The sequence below is a fragment of the Pseudonocardia sp. genome, assembly GCF_035305885.1.
Lineage (GTDB): Bacteria > Actinomycetota > Actinomycetes > Mycobacteriales > Pseudonocardiaceae > Pseudonocardia.
The window spans coordinates 23,188-41,763 of sequence record NZ_DATGOP010000024.1; the positions used below are offsets into that span (position 1 = coordinate 23,188).

The following is an 18,576-nucleotide window of genomic DNA, read 5'->3' on the forward strand; positions in this document are numbered from 1 at the left end:
CGCTCAGACGGCGATCACCGTGGGCACGATCATGGGGCGGCGGCGGTAGGTCTCCCCGACCCACCGGCCCACCACCCGCCGCACGGACTGGGCGATGCGGTGGGTGTCGGTGATGCCCTCCGACTCGGTGCGCGACAGCTCGTCCTCCACCAGCGGCAGCACGGTGTCCAGGGCCTTCGGGTCGTCGGAGAAGCCCCGCCCGGAGAGCTTCGGCGGGGACACCGCGCGGCCGGTGTTCGCGTCGACGGCCACCGTGATGGAGATGAAGCCGCCCTCGCCGAGCACCAGCCGGTCGGCCAGCGTGCTCTCGCCGATGTCGCCGACCTCGAGCCCGTCGACGTACACCCGACCCACCTCGACCCGCCCGGTGATCGACGCGCGGCCGTCCACCAGGTCGACCACCACGCCGTCCTCGGCGAGCACCACCGCGTCCTCGGGCACCCCGGTCTGCACCGCGAGCCGGGCGTTGGCCCGCAGGTGGCGCCACTCGCCGTGGACGGGCATGACGTTGCTCGGCCGCACCGCGTTGTAGAGGAACAGCAGCTCGCCGGCCGGGGAGTGCCCCGACACGTGCACCTTGGCCGTGCCCTGGTGCACCACGGTGGCGCCGAGCCGGGTCAGCCCGTTGATCACCGCGAACACGGCGGTCTCGTTGCCCGGGATGAGCGAACTGGCCAGGATGATCGTGTCCTCGGGACGGATCCGCACCGAGCGGTGGTCGCCGCGCGCCATCCGGGCGAGCGCCGAGAGCGGCTCGCCCTGCGACCCGGTCGAGACGATCACCAGCTCGGAGTCGGGCAGCTCCATCGCCTCGTCGATGCCGACGAGCAGGCCGTCGGGGACGCGGAGCAGGCCGAGCTCGGCGGCGAGGCCCATGTTGCGCTCCATCGAGCGCCCGACGAAGCACACCCGGCGCCGGTGGGCGACCGCCGCATCGAGCACCTGCTGCACGCGGTGCACGTGGCTCGCGAAGCAGGCGACGATGATCCGGGCGTCGGCGCGGTGGAACACCCCGTCGAGCACGGGACCGATCTCCCGTTCGGAGATCACGAAGCCCGGGACGTCGGCGTTGGTGGAGTCGACCAGGAACAGATCCACCCCCTCGTCGCCGAGGCGGGAGAACCCGGCCAGGTCGGTGAGGCGGCCGTCGAGCGGGAGCTGGTCGAGCTTGATGTCACCGGTGTGCAGCACGAGCCCGGCCGGGGTGCGGATCGCGACGGCGAGCGCGTCGGGGATCGAGTGGTTGACGGCGAAGTACTCGCAGTCGAACACCCCGTGGTGCAGGCGCTCCCCCTCCTTCACCTCGAGCAGGTGCGGGGTGAGCCGGTGCTCCTTGCACTTGGCCGCCACGAGGGCGAGCGTGAACCGGGAGCCGACGATCGTGAGGTCCGGCCGCTGCCGCAGCAGGAACGGCACCGCGCCGATGTGGTCCTCGTGGCCGTGGGTGAGCACGAGGGCGTCGATGTCGTCGAGCCGGTCCTCGATGGCGCGGAAGTCCGGCAGGATCAGGTCGACGCCCGGCGCGTCCTCGGACGGGAACAGCACACCGCAGTCGACGACGAGCAGCCGCCCGTCGTACTCGAAGACGGTCATGTTCCGGCCGATCTCGCCGATCCCGCCGAGCGCGACCACCCGCAGCCCGCCCTCGGGGAGCGGGGGCGGCGGATGGGAGGGCAGTTCGGCCCGGTTGACCTCCTCGGGCGCCGGCGCCGGGGGGCGCGGACGGTCGCGCCGGGGCGGCCGGGAGCGACGGTCGGACCGGCGGTCGGACCGTGCTGGGGGACGACTCAAACCTTGTTCCTCTTCTTGGATGTCGGACCCGTCTGGGTTCAGTGGTAGGCGACCTCGGCCCCGATGTCGGCGGCGGCCTTCGCACCGAGCGCGCCCTGGCCGTGGTCCTCGACCCGGGTGTCGGTGGCGAGCGCGATGCCGGCGGCCTGCAGGTCGCCCGCGATCGCGGCCACCTGCTCCTCCGTGGCGGGCGGCAGCGGCAGCCGCGGGTCGCCGACGTCGATCCCGCGCAGCCGCATCGCGGTCTTGGCGAAGATCACGCCGCCGACCCGGCCCATCGCGCGGATGACCGGGATCGTCCCGTAGTGCAGGTTGCGGGCGCGGTCGACCTCGCCCGCCTCGTACGCGTCGATCATCTCGCGCAGCCGGTTGGCCACGACGTGCCCGATGACGCTGACGAACCCGACCGCGCCGACCGACAGCCACGGCAGGTTCACCGGGTCGTCGCCGGAGTAGTAGGCGAGCGTGGTGGTGGCGAGCACCTCCGTGCCGACGCGCAGGTCGTTGCGGGCGTCCTTGACGGCCACGATCCGCGGGTGCTCCGACAGCCGCTGCAGGGTCTCCAGCTCGAGCGGGATGACGCTGCGCGGGGGGATGTCGTAGAGCATCACCGGCAGGTTCGTGGCGTCGGCGATGGCCGTGAAGTGCGCGACCAGCCCGGACTGCGGCGGCCGCGAGTAGTACGGCGTGACCAGCAGCAGCCCGTGGGCGCCCGCCTTCTCCGCCTCCCGGGCGAGGTGGATGCTGTGGGCGGTGTCGTAGGTGCCGGCGCCCGCCACCACGGTGGCGCGCTCACCGACCGCGCTCACCACCGCCCTGATCAGCTCCGACTTCTCCTCGTCGGTGGTGGTGGGTCCCTCGCCGGTGGTGCCGTTGACGACCAGCCCGTCGTTGCCCAGGTCGACGAGGTGCGTGGCCAGCTCCTCGGCTTTGGCGAGATCCAGCCGCCCGTCGGCGTCGAAGGGGGTGACCATGGCGGTCAGCACGCGGCCGAAGGGGCGGCCAGGCAGGGCGGTGGGGCTCATGCGAAAACGGTACCCCGCTCGGCCCGGTCCGGACTCGTCACACTCCGCGTGGAGCGGCCTTCAGCGCCTCGACGTCCCCCGGCTCGCCCTGCAGCTCCACCCGGGCGGCGTCGCGGCCGAACGCGAACAGCACGAGCTCGCCCGGCTCGCCGACCACCGTGACGACCCCGGGCCCGGTCCGCACGACGTACCGCTCCCCCGACGGGCGGGCCAGCACCACGCCCACCGGGCTGCGCCGCAGCAGCACGCCCATCCGCCGCACGATCGCCCACAGCTCGGCGTCGCGCTCCTCGTCGGGCTCGCGGGGCTCCCACCCGGGCTCGCCGCGCCGCACGTCCTCGTGGTGGACGAAGAACTCGGTGCCGTTGGCGACCGCGTCGAGGCGTCCGATCCGCAGCGGTGACCACGACCGGGGGCCGCCGCGGAAGAGGGCGACCGCCTCCTCCCACGGCATCTCGCGGTAGGTGTTCATGGCCCGCTCGGTGAGGGCCGCGAGCGCCGGGACGAGGATCCCGGCGGCCGCGTGCGGCTGCCGTTCCCGCACCAGGAGGTGGGCCAGAAGGTCACGGGTGGTCCAGCCCGCGCAGAGCGTCGGGCGGTCCGGCCCCACCCGCAGCAGCTCGTCGCTGAGCGCCGCGCGCTCCCGGCTCGCAAGACTCATGATCCGAGCGTACCCACTCCACGATGCTTCAGGAGTATTACTCCATGCTCGATTTGATTTGGACAGGCATGGAAAGCCGCTCCTACGCTTCACGCCCACAGCAGCCCAGCCCGTGGCCGACGGATCGAAGGAGATCGTGGTGGCGCCAGCCAGGTACACCCGCCGCACCGCGCTGGCCGGTGCCGGCGCAGCGCTCGTGCTCGCCCTCGCCGCCTGCGGCGGCAACCTGGGAAGCAGCGGCGCGGGCGGCGAGCAGGCCGCGGAGTCGTTCCCGACCGGCCCGATCAACCTGGCCGTCGGCCAGGACCCCGGCGGGAGCACAGACCTGATCGCGCGGGCGCTCGCCGACCGCGTCTCCGACGACCTCGGCGTGCCCGTGCCGGTGGTGAACACGCCCGGCGCGAACGGGGCGCTGGCGGCCAAGGAGCTCGCCGGCAAGGCTCCGGACGGCCAGAACCTCATGGTCTTCAACGCCTCGCTGGCGGCCATCACGCCGCTGGCCGTGCCGGCCGACCAGGCGGTCGACATCGCCGACTTCGAGGTCGTCACCGGCATCTCGCAGGACGACTTCATCCTGGTCGCGAACCCCGCCACCGGGTTCCGCACGGTGCAGGACATCGTCAACGCCGGCCGGCCGATCACCTACGGCACCACCGGCGTGGGCACCGGCAGCCAGCTGTCGCAGGCGCTGCTGTTCGCGCAGGCGGGCATCGAGGCCAACGCGGTCCCGTTCGACGGGGCGTCGCCCGCCATGACCGCGCTGCTGGGCGGCCAGGTCGACGTCGCGGGCGTGCAGCTCGGCGACGCCAAGACCCACCTCGAGTCGGTCAACCCGATCGTGGTCTTCTCCGAGGAGCGCAGCCAGTACTTCCCCGACGTGCCCACCGCCGTCGAGGCGGGCTACGACGCCACGGTGTCGCAGTACCGCGCGGTCGTGGCCCCGAAGGGCACCCCGGCCCCGGTGCTCGACCGGCTGCGCCAGGCCTTCACCGTCGCGTTCCAGGCGCAGGAGTACCAGGACTTCAACGCCGAGCGGCTGCTCGCGCCCTACGAGGTGGACGGCGCGACCGTGATCTCGGAGTGGACCGCGGCCCGCGACCGGTACCGGGCACTGATCGACCAGTACGGCATCGCGTTCGGCGACCAGGGCTGACCCGGCGGCGCTACGGCGCGCCTCCCCTCCGGGGGATGAGCAGGGCCGCGACCCACCCGACGACCGCGAAGCCGCCGACGATCACGAGCGCCCCGGCGTACTGCCCGCCGCCGGGCACCGCCCCGGCGACGAGGGAGCCCGCGATCGCCACCCCGAGCGACGAGCCCAGGTTGGAGACGCTGCGCGACACCCCGGAGATGTCGCCCTGCACGCTCTCCGGCCACGCCGACTGCACGAGGTTGACCGACGCGGTCAGCATGATCCCGACGCCGACACCCATGCCGAACAGGCCGGGGACGTAGCTCCACACGCTGGGGTTGGTCCCGCCGAGCAGGAGCAGGAGCCCGAGCCCGAGCGCGGTGACGAAGAAGCCGAACCGGATCAGCCGGCGCCCGCTGTGCCGGCGGGCCATGCGCGGCGCGGCCCCCGACGACAGCAGCAGGCCGATCGTGGCGGGCACCAGCACCAGCCCGGTCTCGATCGCCGAGAACCCGCGGACCTGCTGGAGGAACACCGAGATCACGAAGAAGGCGCCCTGCAGGACCAGCCACTGCAGGGTCTGGGTCGCAAGGCCCAGGTTCGAGGTCAGGTCGGTGAACAGGCGGACCGACACCAAGGGGGCCCGCCCGCCCCGCTCCCTCGCCCACGAGTAGCCGAGGAACGCCGCGAGCGCCACCGCCCCGATCGCCACGTACACCCACACCGGTGAGATCCCGCCCTGCGGGATGAGCACGGTGCCGGCGATGGCGTAGTCCTGCGTGGCGGCGCCCCACCCGTAGACGCCGCTCTGCAGTACCCCGAACACCACGAGGAACAGCCCGAGCGCCGAGAGCACCGCGCCAAGGCCGTCGAACGCGGGCCGCCGGTCCGCAAGCGGCGGGTCGACGATGCCGCGGCCGAGCCAGATGATCGCCAGCACGATCAGGACCTGGAGGCCGAACGACGCCCGCCAGCTGATGTAGCTGGTCACGAGCCCGCCGATGAGCGGCCCGGCCGCGGCGCCGATCCCGGCGGCCGCGCTCACCACGCCGAAGTAGCGGGCGCGGGTGGTGGTGTCGTCGAAGAGCGTGGTGATGAGGATGTAGATCGGCGGGATGAGCAGCGCCGACCCCACGCCCTCGAGCAGGGAGTAGCCGACCATGAGCAGCGGGAGCCCCGGCGCGAACGCGGCGAGCAGCGCGCCCGCCCCGTAGACGACGAGCCCCAGCTGGAAGCAGAACTTGCGGCCCCAGATGTCGGTGAGCTTGCTGCCCGGGATCATCAGCGCCGCCATCGTCAGCGTGAACAGCGTGATGGTGGCCTGAATCCCGGCGACCGAGGTGCCGAGGTCCGTGGCGATCGAGCTGATCGCCACGTTCATGTTGGACGCGGCGTAGCTCGCGACGAACTGCGCCAGCGCCAGCGGCACGACCGCCGCCTTCGCCGCGGCCAGCGCCGCGCCGCCCGTGGTGCTGGACATGCCGGCGATGCTCGGGCACCCCGCGCCCGCCTGTCCTCACCCGGTCGGCGTGAACCGGGGCCCGCGCTCAGCCCTCCGCGGCGAACGGGCTCGAGGCGATCTCGGTGCCGTCCTCGAGCTCGGCGATCTCGAAGTCGCCGAACACGTTGGGCGCCACGCGCTGCAGCTGGCGCAGGCACTCGATCGCCAGGGCCCGGATCTCGACGTCGGCGTGCTCGGTGGCGCGCACGGCGATGAAGTGCCGCCAGGCCCGGTAGTTGCCGGTGACGACGATGCGGGTCTCCGTCGCGTTGGGCAGCACCGCCCGCGCGGCCTGCCGCGCCTGCTTGCGGCGCAACGTGGCGTCGGGGACGTCGGCGAACTTCTTCTGCAGGCCCTCGAGCAGCGCCTCGTAGGCCTCGACCGATGCCGCGGTCGCCCGCGCGAACAGCTCGTGCAGCTCCGGGTCGGCGGCGATGACGTCCGGCTCGACCATCGCGGCGTCCCGTTCGGGCACGTAGCGCTGGGAGAGCTGGCTGTAGGAGAAGTGGCGGTGCCGGATGAGCTCGTGGGTGAGCGAGCGGGAGATGCCGGTGATGTAGAAGCTCACGCTCCCGTGCTCCAGCACCGACAGGTGGCCGACCTCGAGGATGTGGCGCAGGTAGCCGGCGTTGGTCGCGGTGGCCGGGTTGGGCTTCGACCAGGACTGGTAGCACGCGCGACCCGCGAACTCGGCGAGCGCCTCCCCGCCCTCGGCGTCGGTGGTCCACGGCACGTCCGCCGGCGGGATGAACTCGGTCTTGGCGACCAGCTGCACGACCGGCGACACGGGCTGGGGCATGGCCGAAGCGTAACCTGACATCACGTGACATCACGTTGCTCCTTGACTGACGTCAGTAGTGACGCCATAGTGGCGTCATGGACCTGAGCCAGTACGTGCAGCAGCTGCGCGAGGACCTCGCGTCGGCGGCTGCTGCCGGCGACGAGCAGACGCAGCGCACGGCCGCGCTGCTCGGCGCGGCCATCGAGCCCGCGGCGCGGCTCGCGATCATGAACGCCCTCTCCGACCTGGCGGCCGAGGTCACCGCAGCGCTCGGCGACCGCGTGGTCGAGGTGCGCCTCGACGGCCGCGACGTCCGCGTGTCGGTGAGCCGGGACGAAGGGGCCGAGGCCGAACCGGAGGACGGCCCGCCGCCGCCTCCTCCCGGCGGTGGTTTCGGCGACTTCCGGGGCGCCGACGGCGGGGACATCAGCCGCATCACGCTGCGGCTCGTCGAGCAGATCAAGAACCAGGCCGAGCAGGCCGCGGCGGCGCAGGGCATGTCGCTGAACTCGTGGGTCGCGCAGGCCGTGCAGGGGGCGCTCGCGGGTCACCGCAAGCACGGCCGCCACGGCGACTGGACGCGCGACCGCGGGGGCAAGCGCCTGCGCGGCTGGGTGGAGGGGTGAGCGACGTGAGCGAGATCGACAACGGCTTCGCGAAGAGCGGCTTCGACGACGAGTCCGGTCCGGGCCTGGTCCGCCAGCAGAGCTGGCGCGTCGACGGGCCGGCCGAGCTGGAGCTCGCCGCGGATGTCGGCCGGATCCGGGTGCACCTCGCAGACCTCGGTGACGAGGGCGGCGAGCTGCGCGTCGAGGTCCGCCACGACCCGACCGCGGGCAACGCCTGGACCCAGGGCCTCACCGGCCTGATCAACTGGCTGGGCAACGCCGCGGGGGCCGGGTTCGGCGTCGACACCGATCAGCTCGCGGTCGACGCCGTCTCGGCAGCGGAGATCAGCTACTCGGAGGGCTCGCGCAGGCTGGTGGTGCGCTCCTCCCAGGAGCTTCCGCTGCGCGCGGTGCCGCTCGCCATCACCGTGTGGGCGCCGACGCGCTCCCGCCTCGGCGCGCGGATCGGCGCGGGCGACGTGCGGGTGAGCGGCCGGGCCGGGTGGGCCGCGGTGCGCACCGGCACCGGCAACGCCACGCTCGACGCCGTCGACGGCGACGCCGACATCACCACCGGGTCCGGAGCCATCGACCTCGGCCCGGTCACCGGGCGGGCGCGGCTGCGCACCGGATCGGGTGCGGTGCGGGCGGCCACCACCGGCGGGCCCGCCGAGATCAAGACCGGCAGCGGCGACGTCGTGCTGGGCGAGGTGAAGGGCGACGTGCGGCTGCGCACCGGCTCCGGTGACGTCACCGTCTCCGACGCCCGCAGCGGGGACCTGGAGTTCTCCACCGGCTCGGGCACCGTGCGCATCGGCGTGCACCCGGGCGTGGCCGCCGAGCTCGACGTGGCCTCCGGCTCCGGCACGGCGCGCAGTGAGCTGACCGTGTCGAGCGAGCCACCGGAGCGCCCGACGGCGCTGCACGTGCGCGGGCGCACCGGCAGCGGCGACGTCCTCGTCGCCCGCGCCGCGGTTCCGGCCTGAGCGACACGTGCCCGCCCGGCCGGCGTGGGGGGATCCCGGGTGTGGGGGCCCGGGGGCCTGCCGGTGCGGGAGCCGCCGCGGGGCCGGCCGTCGTCCGGCCCCGCGGTGGGGCGGCACCCTCGTCGACGGGGAGCGACGGGGGTGCCGTACGCCCCACCCCCTCCCCCGGCCCGGTCAGACCGCGGGGACACCGGCGGCGCAGCGGCGCCGCAGCGGGTCGGCGAGGTCGCCCCGCTCCCCCACCTCGACCCCGTCGAGCCCGAGCCACCCGGCCATGACGTGCAGCTCCTCGGCCAGCTCCGCGGTGACGCGCGAGACGTCCACGCCGGGCTCGGCGAACGCGCCGGGCACGCGCAGCACGCCCGCGGCGCGGTCGGCCTTGAGGTCGACGCGACCGACCAGCTCCCCGTCCAGCAGGAACGGGTAGACGTAGTAGCCGTACTGCCGTTTCGGCTCCGGCACGTAGATCTCGATGCGGTAGCGGAAGCCGAACATCCGCTCCGTGCGGTCCCGCTCCCAGATCAGCGGGTCGAACGGGCACAGCAGGGCGCGGCCGGTGATCCGGCGCGGCACGCGGGCGCCCGGCAGCCGGTACGCGGGCCGCTCCCAGCCGCGCACCTGCACCCGCTCGAGCTCCCCGGCCTCGACCAGCTCGGCGACCGCCGCCTGGCTGCGCGCAGGCGCGATGCGGTAGTAGTCGCGCAGCTCCGGCTCGGTGGCGACCCCGAGCGCCGCCGCCGACCCGAGGACGAGGGTGCGGGCGGCCTCGGCTGCGTCGGGCCGCGGCGCGGCCAGCACCTCGGGCGGGAGCACGCGCTCGGGCAGGTCGTAGAGGCGCTCGAAGTGGCGGCGGGTGCCGGTGGTGAGCACGCCGGTGCCGAACAGGTACTCGCAGATGCGCTTGACGTCCGACCGCTCCCACCACGACGCCCCCGACGGGCGCGGCCGGGTGGGTGCCTCGAGCGCCTTCTCCAACGCGCCCGCGCCGATCGGGCCGCGCTCCTTGACCACGGCCAGCACGTCGTCGACCAGGCCGGGGTGGCGGTCGACGATCGCCTCGTAGCTGCGCCACCAGCGCTCGCGGAAGGCGCCGGACCACAGCAGCGGCCACTCCTGCACGGGCAGCAGGCTCGCCTCGTGGGCCCAGGCCTCGACCAGCAGCCGCGGCCGGCGCGCGGAGTGGGCCCACGCGGCGTCGTCGACCAGCGCGCGGTCGTAGGGCCCGAGCCGGCTGAACACGGGCATGTAGTGGGCGCGCACCGCGACGTTGACCGAGTCGAGCTGCAGGAGCCGGATCCGGCCGAGCACGCGTTGCAGGTGGCGGCGGGTGGGCCGCCCGGACGGCCGCGGGTCGGCGAACCCCTGTGCGGCCAGGGCCGCCCGGCGGGCGGCGGCGGGGCCGATCGTCTCGACGGTGCGCGTCACACCGTGGATGGTGCCAGCTGCCCCCGACGATTCCGGGGGCGCTCCGCGGCCACGACCACGACCACCGCGAGCAGCACCACCGCGCCACCCACCAGCTGCGCGGCGGAGAACCGCTCGCCCGCCACCAGCGCGCCGAGCAGCACGGCGATCACCGGGTTCACGTACGCGTAGGTCGCCACGGTGGACACCGGCAGCGCCGCGAGCGCGTACGCGTAGGCGCTGAACGCCACCACGGACACGACCACGGTGAGGTAGGCCCACGCCCACCACCCCTCCGGCGCGACCGCGCCGAGGTCCGGCCGGTCGCCCGCCACGGCGCTGCCGGCCGCGAGGATCGCCCCGCCGACCAGCATCTGGACCGCGGCCAGCGCGAACGGGTCGGACGGGGCGGGCAGCCGGGTGGTGGCGAACGTGCCGCACGCCCACCCGACCGCGGCCAGCACCACCAGCCACGGCCCCCACCAGGCGCTGCCGAACACGCCGCCGGACCCGGCCGACGGGCCGGCGAGCAGCAGCACGGCGAGGCCTACCACCCCGAGCCCGACCCCGCCCACGGTGGCGCGGCGCGGCGCGTCCCCGGTGAGCGCCCGCAGCACCACGATCCACATCGGCACCGACGCGATCAGCATGGCGGCGAGCCCGGACGCGACGTGCTGCTGGGCGACGACGACGAGCCCGTTCCCCCACGCCGGCAGCAGCAGCCCGGCGAGCGCCGTCGTGCCCAGCTGCGACCAGGTCATCCGGAACGCCCGCCGGCCGCGCACCGCCAGCACGATCAGCCCCAGCAGCGCGCCGCCGACGAGGAACCGGGCGGCCGCGGCGAACAGCGGCGGGAAGTGCGTGACGACGAGCCGGTTGCCGAGGTAGGTCGAGCCCCACAGCACGTAGACCACGCCGAGCGCGACCCATGCGAGGGCGGACGGGCGGGAAGGGGCGTTCACCCCCACAACGTTGCCATGGCGAACCATCCCCGGCCGCCACTGTGGTGGCGGCGTGGGATTGGATGGGTACATGGCCACCGCCACCGTTCGCCCCGCGAGGCCGGCCGACGTCGACGAGATCGTCCGCATCCAGGCCACCACCTGGTCCACCGCCTACGCCGGGCTGGTGCCCGCCGCGGCGATCGAGGGCCTGCGCACCCCCGCCGCGCGGGCGGCGTGGGCGGCCGCGGTCGAGGCGGGCGAGGGCCACCACGTGCTCGTCGCCACCGAGGGCGCGTGGACCGTCGGCTTCTGCGCCGCGGCCCCCGCCCGCGAGCCGGAGGGCGCGGTCCCGCCGTCCGGCCCGACGCTCGGGCCCGAGGCGTGGGCGGAGATCAGCGCCCTGCTGGTGGAGCCGCGCTGGGGCCGCCGCGGCCACGGCGGCCGCCTGCTCGCCACCGCCGCCGCCCACCTGCGCGAGGACGGCGCCCGCTACGGCCTGGCCTGGGTCCCGGAGGCCGACCTCGCCTCCCGCAGCTTCTACGAGTCCGCCGGCTGGCAGCTCGACGGCACCGTGCGCGTGCTCGACACCGGTGAGGGCGAGCTGCGCGAGGTGCGGATCACCGGCTCACTGGACCTCGAGCTGCGCTGACACCTCTCCCGACCACGCGCCGAGCGCGCTCTCGCGGGCGGTGGGGCGCGCCGGCTCGATCGTCGTGGCCAGCCGCTCACAGGCCGAGGAGCGGCTCCAGGCCGACCGTGAGGCCGGGCCGGTCGCGGACCGCCCGCACCGCCATGATCACGCCGGGCATGAACGAGACGCGGTCGAACGAGTCGTGCCGGATCGTGAGCGCCTCGCCGGTGCTGCCGAGCACCACCTCCTGGTGGGCCACCAGGCCGGGCAGGCGCACCGCGTGCACGTGCACCCCCTCGACCTGGGCGCCCCGGGCGCCCGGCAGCTCGGAGGTGGTGGCGTCGGGCACCGCTGCGGCGCCAGCCTCGGCGCGCGCCGCGGCGATCTGCGCCGCCGTGTGCACGGCCGTGCCCGACGGCGCGTCGACCTTGCCCGCGTGGTGCAGCTCGATCACCTCGGCCGACTCGAAGAACCGGGCCGCGGTCCGGGCGAACTGCATCATGAGCACCGCCCCGATGCCGAAGTTCGGGGCGATCAGCACGTGACCGGGCCGCGCCTCGAGCCGGGCGCGCACGTCGGCGAGCCGGGCCTCGTCGAACCCGCTGGTGCCGACGACGGCCGCGATGTCGTGGTCGATGCAGAACTGCAGGTTGTCCAGCACGACGCCGGGGTGGGTGAAGTCGACGGCCACCTGCACGCCCGCGTCGGTGAGCGCGGAGAGCGGGTCGCCCGCGTCGACCTGCGCCACGAGCGAGAGCCCGTCGGCCGCCTCCACGGCCTTGCAGACCTGCGTGCCCATCCGTCCTCGCGCGCCCAGCACGCCGACCCTGATCTCGGAGCTCACGCCGCGAAGGGTAGTGCCGCCGCTAGGAGGCGAGGACCAGCGCCCCGGCCCAGACCGCGGCGGCGAGCAGGCCCGCGGCGAGCTCGATCAGGATGCTCCACCCGACGGCCGCGAGCGCCTTGCGGGTGGACGGCCACGCGGTCTCGTGGCCGCCGAGCCGGACCAGCTCGGCGAGGTAGACCCCGAGCACGAACCCGAGGAAGAGCCCGACGACCGGGATCAGGAAGAACCCGATCACGCCGAGCAGCGCTCCGGTCGCGAGCGTGCGGCCGGGCACCCCGGACTCGCGCAGGCGCCGTCCGGGCAGCAGGTACTTCACCACCGTCCCGGCCACCGCGATCGCGACCGCGACGCCCAGCACGGTCCAGGCCGTGGCGTCGGCCCGCGCCACGGCCCACACGGCGATGCCGGCCACCACGAGCACCAGCCCGGGCAGGATCGGCACCACGATGCCGACGATGCCGACCGCGACGAGCAGCGCGGCGATGACGGTGATCGGGTCCACGCGTCGTCAGCCGTCCTCGGCCAGCGCCCGCAGGGAGCCGGGCAGGTCGCGCTCGTCGTCGTAGGGGCCCACGACCGCCGCGGTGAGCGGGGCGGCGAGCAGCTCCTTGGCGAGCTCCTTGACCTCGTCGGCCGTGACGGCGGAGATCAGGTCGAGGCTCTCTGCGATCGTGCGCTGGCGGCCGTAGTCCAGCTCGTTGCGCCCGATCCGGTTCATCCGCGACGGGGTGTCCTCCAGCCCCAGCACCAGGCCGCCGCGCAGGTTGCCCTGGGCGCGCGCGATCTCGGTGGGGGTGAGCCCGTCCGCGGCCACCTCGGTGAGGACGGCCCGCACGACCGACGCGACCTCGTCGACCCGGTCCGGAGCGCACCCGGCGTACACCGAGAGGCTGCCTGCGTCGGCGTAGGTGGCGAGCGCCGAGTACACCGAGTAGGCCAGGCCGCGCTGCTCGCGCACCTGCTGGAACAGCCGGGAGCTCGGCCCGCCGCCCAGCGCCGTGTTGAGCACGGTGAGCGCCGAGCGCCGCGGGTCGTGGCGGTCGAGGGCGGGCACGCCGAGCATCAGGTGCACCTGCTCGGTGTCCTCCGGCCGCAGCACGAGGCGCGGCCCGGCGGCGAGCCGCACGGGGCCGGGCCGCCGCGGCGGCACGGGCGAGGCGTTGCCCGCCCGCTCGGCCGCGCGGGCGAGCGCGGCCGACACGAGCTCGACCACCTCGTCGTGCACGAGGTTGCCCGCCGCCGCCACCACCATCCGCGGGGTGGTGTACTCGCCGCTCCAGAACTCGTGGAGCGTCTCCCGGGTCATCCGGCGGATCGACTCCTCCGAGCCGATCACCGGCCGCCCGAGCGGGTGGTCGCCGAACAGCGCCTCGTCGAACAGCTCGCCGAGCAGGTCCTCGGGGTCGTCGTCGCGCATGGCGATCTCCTCGAGCACGACCCCGCGCTCGATCTCGACGTCCGGCGGCGCCAGCGTGGCGTCGGTGACGACGTCGGCGAGCACGTCCACCGCGAGCGGCAGGTCGGCGTCGAGCACGTGCGCGTAGTAGCAGGTGTGCTCCTTCGCGGTGAACGCGTTGAGGTCGCCGCCGACGGCGTCGAACTGCTCGGCGATCTCCACCGCGCTGCGCCGGTGGGTGCCCTTGAACAGCAGGTGTTCGAGGTAGTGCGCGGCCCCCGCCTGGCGCGGGGACTCGTCACGGGAGCCGATGCCGATCCAGATCCCGATCGAGACCGACCGCACGCCGGGCACCGCCTCGGTGACGACGCGCAGCCCTCCCGGGAGCTCGGTGCGCACGACGTCGCCGGGGGCGGCGGCCGCAGCCCCCGCCCCCGGCAGCAGAACGCCTGTCAACTGGGCGAGACCGCCTCTGCCTCGTCGTTGTCCTCCGCCTCGGCCGGCGCCGTGCCGTTGGCCGACTCCTCGACCACCGGGACCAGGCTGACCTTGCCCCGGTTGTCGATGTCGGTGACCTCGACGCGGATCTTGTCGCCGACCTTCACGACGTCCTCGACCTTACCGACGCGCTTGCCCTGCCCGAGCTTCGAGATGTGGACGAGCCCGTCCTTGCCGGGCACCAGCGAGACGAACGCGCCGAACGCCGCGGTCTTGACGACCGTGCCGAGGAACCGCTCGCCGATCTTCGGCAGCTGCGGGTTGGCGATCGCGTTGATGAGCGCGATGGCCTCCTCCGCCGACGGCCCGTCGGCCGCGCCGACGTAGATCGTGCCGTCGTCCTCGATGGAGATGTCGGCGCCGGTCTGCTCGGTGATCGAGTTGATCATCTTGCCCTTCGGGCCGATGACCTCGCCGATCTTGTCGACCGGCACCTTGATCGCCGTGACGCGCGGCGCGTACCGGCTCATCTCGTCCGGCCGGTCGATCGCCTCGTTGATGACCTCGAGGATCGTCAGCCGGGCGTCCTTGGCCTGCTGCAGCGCGGCGGCGAGCACCTCGGACGGGATGCCGTCGAGCTTGGTGTCCAGCTGCAGCGCCGTGACGAACTCGGCCGTGCCGGCGACCTTGAAGTCCATGTCGCCGAAGGCGTCCTCGGCGCCGAGGATGTCGGTGAGGGCGACGTAGCGCATCTGCCCGTCGACCTCGTCCGACACCAGGCCCATCGCGATGCCCGCCACCGGGGCCTTGAGCGGCACGCCGGCGTTGAGCAGCGACATCGTGGAGGCGCAGACCGAGCCCATCGACGTCGAGCCGTTGGACCCCAGCGCCTCCGAGACCTGCCGGATGGCGTACGGGAACTCCTCGCGCGACGGCAGCACCGGCAGCAGCGCCCGCTCGGCGAGCGCGCCGTGGCCGATCTCGCGGCGCTTGGGCGAGCCCACGCGGCCGGTCTCGCCGGTGGAGTACGGCGGGAAGTTGTAGTGGTGCAGGTACCGCTTGTGCGTCTCCGGGCTCAGCGAGTCGAGCTGCTGCTCCATGCGCAGCATGTTCAGCGTGGTGACGCCCAGGATCTGGGTCTCGCCGCGCTCGAACAGCGCCGAGCCGTGGGCGCGCGGGACCACGTCGACCTCGGCCGTCAGCGGCCGGATGTCGGTGATCCCGCGCCCGTCGATGCGGATCTGGTCGCGCAGGATGCGCTCGCGCACCAGCTTCTTGTTGAGCGAGCGGAACGCGGCGCCCAGCTCCTTCTCGCGGCCCTCGAACTTCTCCTGCAGGGAGGTGAGGACGTTGAGCTTGATCTCGTCGAGCCGGTTCTCCCGCTCCTGCTTGCCCGCGATGGTGAGCGCGGCGGCCAGGTCGTCCTTCGCGGCCGCCTCGACGGCCTCGTAGGCGTCCGGCTGGTAGGCCGGGTAGACGGGGAACGTGGCGGTGGGCTTCGCGGCGACGTCGGCCAGCCGCTGCTGGGCGATGCACAGCGTGCGGATGAACGGCTTGGCCGCCTCCAGCCCCTGCGCGACGACCTCCTCGGTGGGCGCCTGCGCGCCCCCGGCGACGAGCTCGATCGTGGAGGTGGTGGCCTCAGCCTCCACCATCATGATCGCGACGTCGTCGCCGACGATCCGGCCCGCGACGACCATGTCGAACACGGCGCGCTCGAGGTCCTCGTACTGCGGGAACGCGACCCACTGCCCGTCGATCAGCGCGACGCGCACGCCGCCGATCGGACCGCTGAACGGCAGGCCCGCCAGCTGGGTGGAGGCCGACGCGGCGTTGATGGCCAGCGCGTCGTAGGGGTCCTGCGGGTTCAGCGACAGGACCGTGACGACGATCTGGACCTCGTTGCGCAGGCCGTCGACGAACGACGGGCGCAGCGGGCGGTCGATCAGGCGGCAGGTGAGGATCGCGTCCGTGCCCGGGCGGCCCTCCCGGCGGAAGAACGAGCCGGGGATGCGCCCGACGGCGTACATCCGCTCCTCGACGTCCACCGTGAGCGGGAAGAAGTCGAAGTGCTCCTTGGGCTGCTTGGAGGCCGTGGTGGCCGACAGCAGCATGGTCTCGTCGTCGAGGTAGGCGACGACGGATCCGGCGGCCTGGCGCGCGAGGCGCCCGGTCTCGAACCGGACGGTGCGGGTGCCGAAGCTCCCGTTGTCGATGACGGCACTGGTCTCGTGCACGTCCTCAAGAGGGTCGGTCATGTGGTCCTTCTTCTTCGCCGACCCCACGCCTGCACCGGCTTGATCCTCGGCCTAGCCGGTCTTCGATCGAAGCCCCCGGGACCTTCGTCCCGGGAGCCACTACCGAGGACCGGCGGATCGTGTGCGGCGCGGCGTGGCGTCTTCTCGGCTCGGGTTTCTAGTTGTTCTGGTGGGAATGCAGTGCCGGCCCGGACCGAGGAGCTGGTCCGGGCCGGCGTCGGGTCAGCGGCGGAGGCCGAGACGCTCGATCAGGGACCGGTAGCGCGCGACGTCCACCGAAGCCAGGTACTTCAGCAGCCTGCGGCGACGGCCGACCAGCAGCAGCAGGCCGCGGCGGGAGTGGTGGTCGTGCTTGTGCTGCTTCAGGTGCTCGGTGAGGTCGCTGATCCGCTTGGTGAGCAGCGCGACCTGAGCCTCGGGCGAACCGGTGTCGCCCGGGTGGAGACCGTAGGTCTCCAGGATCTGCTTCTTCTCTGCGGCGTCGAGTGCCACGTGGTTCCTCTTCCTTCGATGTGCCGTGATACCCGCATCCCCGCGCTGCGGGGGCGGAAGGCGGTACCGGCCGCCACGGACTGCAGCCGGACCCGGTACGCCACGTTACCAGCCACGATGCGCGAGGCGAATCCGCCTCCACCCCGGCGTGGCGCGCCCCGTGACCGCCGCCGGAGGGTCACCCCCCGGGCCGGCTCGCGGCCTGCCGGAGCACCTCGGCGAGCTCCGGGAAGGCCGGGCCGAGCGCCGCCGCCGCGGCGGCGAGGCGGGCCGGGTCGGACACCCGGCGCAGCACCGCGGCCGCCGAGACGCCCCGGTGGACCACCGGGCGCGGCCCTTCCCGGCGCGGCCCCCGCGGGCCGGGCCCGGCGTTCCACTGCCACCGGGCCTCGGCGACCTCGGCGAGCAGCCCGTCGACGACCCCGCGGTCGATCGGGGGAGGAAGCCCGCGGCAGCGCTGGTCGAGCAACAGCAACCGGGCGAGCACCGCGGGATCGCCGATCTTCACCCGGCGCGCGCTCACCAGCTGGCTGAGCATCGCGGGGCTGATGCCCAGCGTGCGCGCCAGCCGGGCCTGGGAGATGCCGAGCGCGCCCGTGATGCGGCGGACCCGCTCCCCGAGCGGGGCGCCGTAGAGCTCGCGCTGCCGCTCCCGGTTCTCGACGATCCTGGCGCTCGTCGCCTCCCCGCCCGCCATGCCCAGGATGCTCGCAGGTCTGCCCGCCTCCGCGGGGCCGAACGGGAAAACCCGGCCTATCCGAGCAGCTCGCGGGTGCGGGCGACGTCGCGGTGCATCTGCTCGACGAGCGCGGTCACGTCGTCGAACCGCTCCTGTCCGCGCAGGCGGTGGACGAAGTCGAGCGCCACCTCGAACCCGTAGAAGTCCTCGTCGACGTCGAGCACGTACGCCTCGACGGTGCGCTCCTTGCCCGAGAACGTCGGGTTGGTGCCCACCGAGATCGCGGCGGGCATGGACCTGCCCTTGATCTCGAAGTGGCCCGCGTAGACGCCGTCGGCGGGGAGCGCGGTGTACGGGGCGGTCGACAGGTTCGCCGTGGGGAAGCCGAGCTCGCGGCCGCGCCGGTCGCCGTGCACGACCACGCCCTCCACGCGGTGCGGCCGGCCGAGCGCGGCGGCGGCCGCGGCGACGTCGCCCGCGTCGATGCAGGCGCGGATGTAGGTGGAGGAGAACGTGATGCCGTCGTCGGTGATCAGGTCGAGGCCCTCGACGCCGAAGCCGAACCGCTGGCCGAGCCGGGTCAGCAGGGCCACGTCCCCCGCCGCCTTGTGCCCGAACGTGAAGTTGCGCCCCACCACGACGTCGGCGGCGTGCAGCCGCTCCACGAGCACCTCGTGGACGAACACGTCCGCCTCGGTGCGGGCCAGCTCCGGGGTGAACGGCAGCACGAGGAACGCGTCGATGCCGAGCTCGGCCACCAGCTCGGCCCGCCGCCGCAGCGTGGTGAGCCGCGCCGGGTGGCTGCCCGGGCGCACGACCTCGGCCGGGTGCGGGTCGAACGTCACCAGCACGGCCGGGAGCCCCCGCTCCCGGGCGCGGTCCACCGCGCGGCCGATGAGCTGCTGGTGGCCCCGGTGGACCCCGTCGAACACACCGACGGTGACGACGCTGCGCCCCCAGCCGGTCGGCACGGCCTCCAGCCCCCGCCAGCGCTGCACGGGA

At 74.0% G+C, this 18,576-nt stretch carries 18 protein-coding genes; 4 read left to right on the top strand and 14 right to left on the bottom strand.

Going from position 1 to position 18,576, the window contains the following annotated elements:
* Positions 1–3: 3 nt before the first annotated feature.
* From VKZ81_RS04270 to VKZ81_RS04280, 3 genes are all read right to left on the bottom strand, one after another.
* Positions 4–1,593 carry a ribonuclease J gene (locus VKZ81_RS04270; RefSeq protein WP_414709326.1) on the bottom strand — a complete coding sequence of 530 codons (1,590 nt, stop codon included), beginning with the start codon at positions 1,591–1,593 and terminating at the stop codon, positions 4–6.
* A 236-nt stretch (positions 1,594–1,829) separates the two neighbouring features.
* Complete coding sequence (gene dapA / locus VKZ81_RS04275) at positions 1,830–2,816, bottom strand: 4-hydroxy-tetrahydrodipicolinate synthase (RefSeq protein WP_324240075.1); 987 nt, start codon at positions 2,814–2,816, stop codon at positions 1,830–1,832.
* A gap of 37 nt (positions 2,817–2,853) precedes the next feature.
* The gene (locus VKZ81_RS04280) at positions 2,854–3,477 is read right to left on the bottom strand and encodes a TIGR03085 family metal-binding protein (RefSeq protein ID WP_324240076.1); all 624 of its coding nucleotides are present in this window, start codon (positions 3,475–3,477) and stop codon (positions 2,854–2,856) included.
* A gap of 139 nt (positions 3,478–3,616) precedes the next feature.
* Between VKZ81_RS04280 and VKZ81_RS04285 the strand changes: the two genes are divergently transcribed.
* Positions 3,617–4,630 (top strand): Bug family tripartite tricarboxylate transporter substrate binding protein, encoded by a 1,014-nt coding sequence (locus VKZ81_RS04285; RefSeq protein ID WP_324240077.1) that lies wholly within the window; start codon positions 3,617–3,619, stop codon positions 4,628–4,630.
* A gap of 10 nt (positions 4,631–4,640) precedes the next feature.
* Here the strand turns inward: VKZ81_RS04285 and VKZ81_RS04290 are convergent, their stop codons facing one another.
* Positions 4,641–6,089 (bottom strand): MFS transporter, encoded by a 1,449-nt coding sequence (locus VKZ81_RS04290; protein WP_324240078.1) that lies wholly within the window; start codon positions 6,087–6,089, stop codon positions 4,641–4,643.
* 67 nt (positions 6,090–6,156) lie between these two features.
* On the bottom strand, positions 6,157–6,909 hold the full coding sequence (gene thyX / locus VKZ81_RS04295; RefSeq protein WP_324240079.1) for an FAD-dependent thymidylate synthase: 753 nt from the start codon (positions 6,907–6,909) through the stop codon (positions 6,157–6,159).
* Between the two features lie 77 nt (positions 6,910–6,986).
* Between thyX and VKZ81_RS04300 the strand changes: the two genes are divergently transcribed.
* Both VKZ81_RS04300 and VKZ81_RS04305 read left to right on the top strand, forming a co-directional pair.
* Positions 6,987–7,517, top strand: coding sequence for a toxin-antitoxin system HicB family antitoxin (locus VKZ81_RS04300; protein WP_324240080.1), 531 nt, complete (start codon positions 6,987–6,989; stop codon positions 7,515–7,517).
* Positions 7,518–7,522: 5 nt separating this feature from the next.
* Positions 7,523–8,485 carry a DUF4097 family beta strand repeat-containing protein gene (locus VKZ81_RS04305; RefSeq protein ID WP_324240081.1) on the top strand — a complete coding sequence of 321 codons (963 nt, stop codon included), beginning with the start codon at positions 7,523–7,525 and terminating at the stop codon, positions 8,483–8,485.
* Positions 8,486–8,659: 174 nt separating this feature from the next.
* Here VKZ81_RS04305 and VKZ81_RS04310 read toward each other — a convergent pair whose 3' ends face one another.
* Entirely contained in the window at positions 8,660–9,910 is a 1,251-nt protein-coding gene (locus VKZ81_RS04310) for a winged helix-turn-helix domain-containing protein (protein WP_324240082.1), read from the bottom strand.
* Positions 9,907–10,851 (bottom strand): EamA family transporter, encoded by a 945-nt coding sequence (locus VKZ81_RS04315; protein ID WP_324240083.1) that lies wholly within the window; start codon positions 10,849–10,851, stop codon positions 9,907–9,909. The genes VKZ81_RS04310 and VKZ81_RS04315 overlap by 4 nt, the downstream gene beginning before the upstream one ends.
* A 52-nt stretch (positions 10,852–10,903) precedes the next feature.
* Between VKZ81_RS04315 and VKZ81_RS04320 the strand changes: the two genes are divergently transcribed.
* Positions 10,904–11,482, top strand: coding sequence for a GNAT family N-acetyltransferase (locus VKZ81_RS04320; RefSeq protein ID WP_324240084.1), 579 nt, complete (start codon positions 10,904–10,906; stop codon positions 11,480–11,482).
* A gap of 76 nt (positions 11,483–11,558) precedes the next feature.
* On the opposite strand, the gene dapB is transcribed toward VKZ81_RS04320, so the two are convergent.
* The 7 genes from dapB to VKZ81_RS04355 form a co-directional block, all read right to left on the bottom strand.
* A complete protein-coding gene (gene dapB, locus VKZ81_RS04325) occupies positions 11,559–12,308 on the bottom strand; it encodes a 4-hydroxy-tetrahydrodipicolinate reductase (protein ID WP_324240085.1) in 750 nt (249 codons plus the stop codon).
* Positions 12,309–12,330: 22 nt separating this feature from the next.
* Positions 12,331–12,813 (bottom strand): DUF456 domain-containing protein, encoded by a 483-nt coding sequence (locus VKZ81_RS04330; protein WP_324240086.1) that lies wholly within the window; start codon positions 12,811–12,813, stop codon positions 12,331–12,333.
* A gap of 6 nt (positions 12,814–12,819) precedes the next feature.
* The gene (locus tag VKZ81_RS04335; protein ID WP_324240087.1) at positions 12,820–14,163 is read right to left on the bottom strand and encodes a M16 family metallopeptidase; all 1,344 of its coding nucleotides are present in this window, start codon (positions 14,161–14,163) and stop codon (positions 12,820–12,822) included.
* Positions 14,160–16,403 carry a polyribonucleotide nucleotidyltransferase gene (locus tag VKZ81_RS04340; protein ID WP_324240088.1) on the bottom strand — a complete coding sequence of 748 codons (2,244 nt, stop codon included), beginning with the start codon at positions 16,401–16,403 and terminating at the stop codon, positions 14,160–14,162. The genes VKZ81_RS04335 and VKZ81_RS04340 overlap by 4 nt, the downstream gene beginning before the upstream one ends.
* Positions 16,404–16,625: 222 nt before the next feature.
* Positions 16,626–16,895: a 30S ribosomal protein S15 gene (gene rpsO, locus VKZ81_RS04345; protein WP_324240089.1), complete on the bottom strand. Its 270-nt coding sequence runs from the start codon at positions 16,893–16,895 to the stop codon at positions 16,626–16,628.
* Between the two features lie 178 nt (positions 16,896–17,073).
* A complete protein-coding gene (locus VKZ81_RS04350; protein WP_324240090.1) occupies positions 17,074–17,592 on the bottom strand; it encodes an XRE family transcriptional regulator in 519 nt (172 codons plus the stop codon).
* Positions 17,593–17,648: 56 nt separating this feature from the next.
* Entirely contained in the window at positions 17,649–18,572 is a 924-nt protein-coding gene (locus tag VKZ81_RS04355) for a bifunctional riboflavin kinase/FAD synthetase (protein WP_324240091.1), read from the bottom strand.
* Positions 18,573–18,576 lie beyond the last annotated feature (4 nt).

Excerpts from the sequence above, each read along its gene's own strand:
- VKZ81_RS04300 (WP_324240080.1), top strand. The coding sequence starts at position 6,987 with ATGGACCTGAGCCAGTACGTGCAGCAGCTGCGCGAGGACCTCGCGTCG.
- VKZ81_RS04340 (WP_324240088.1), bottom strand. The coding sequence starts at position 16,403 with ATGACCGACCCTCTTGAGGACGTGCACGAGACCAGTGCCGTCATCGAC.
- VKZ81_RS04290 (WP_324240078.1), bottom strand. The coding sequence starts at position 6,089 with ATGTCCAGCACCACGGGCGGCGCGGCGCTGGCCGCGGCGAAGGCGGCG.
- dapA (WP_324240075.1), bottom strand. The coding sequence starts at position 2,816 with ATGAGCCCCACCGCCCTGCCTGGCCGCCCCTTCGGCCGCGTGCTGACC.
- VKZ81_RS04270 (WP_414709326.1), bottom strand. The coding sequence starts at position 1,593 with ATGACCGTCTTCGAGTACGACGGGCGGCTGCTCGTCGTCGACTGCGGT.
- thyX (WP_324240079.1), bottom strand. The coding sequence starts at position 6,909 with ATGCCCCAGCCCGTGTCGCCGGTCGTGCAGCTGGTCGCCAAGACCGAG.
- VKZ81_RS04350 (WP_324240090.1), bottom strand. The coding sequence starts at position 17,592 with ATGGCGGGCGGGGAGGCGACGAGCGCCAGGATCGTCGAGAACCGGGAG.
- VKZ81_RS04280 (WP_324240076.1), bottom strand. The coding sequence starts at position 3,477 with ATGAGTCTTGCGAGCCGGGAGCGCGCGGCGCTCAGCGACGAGCTGCTG.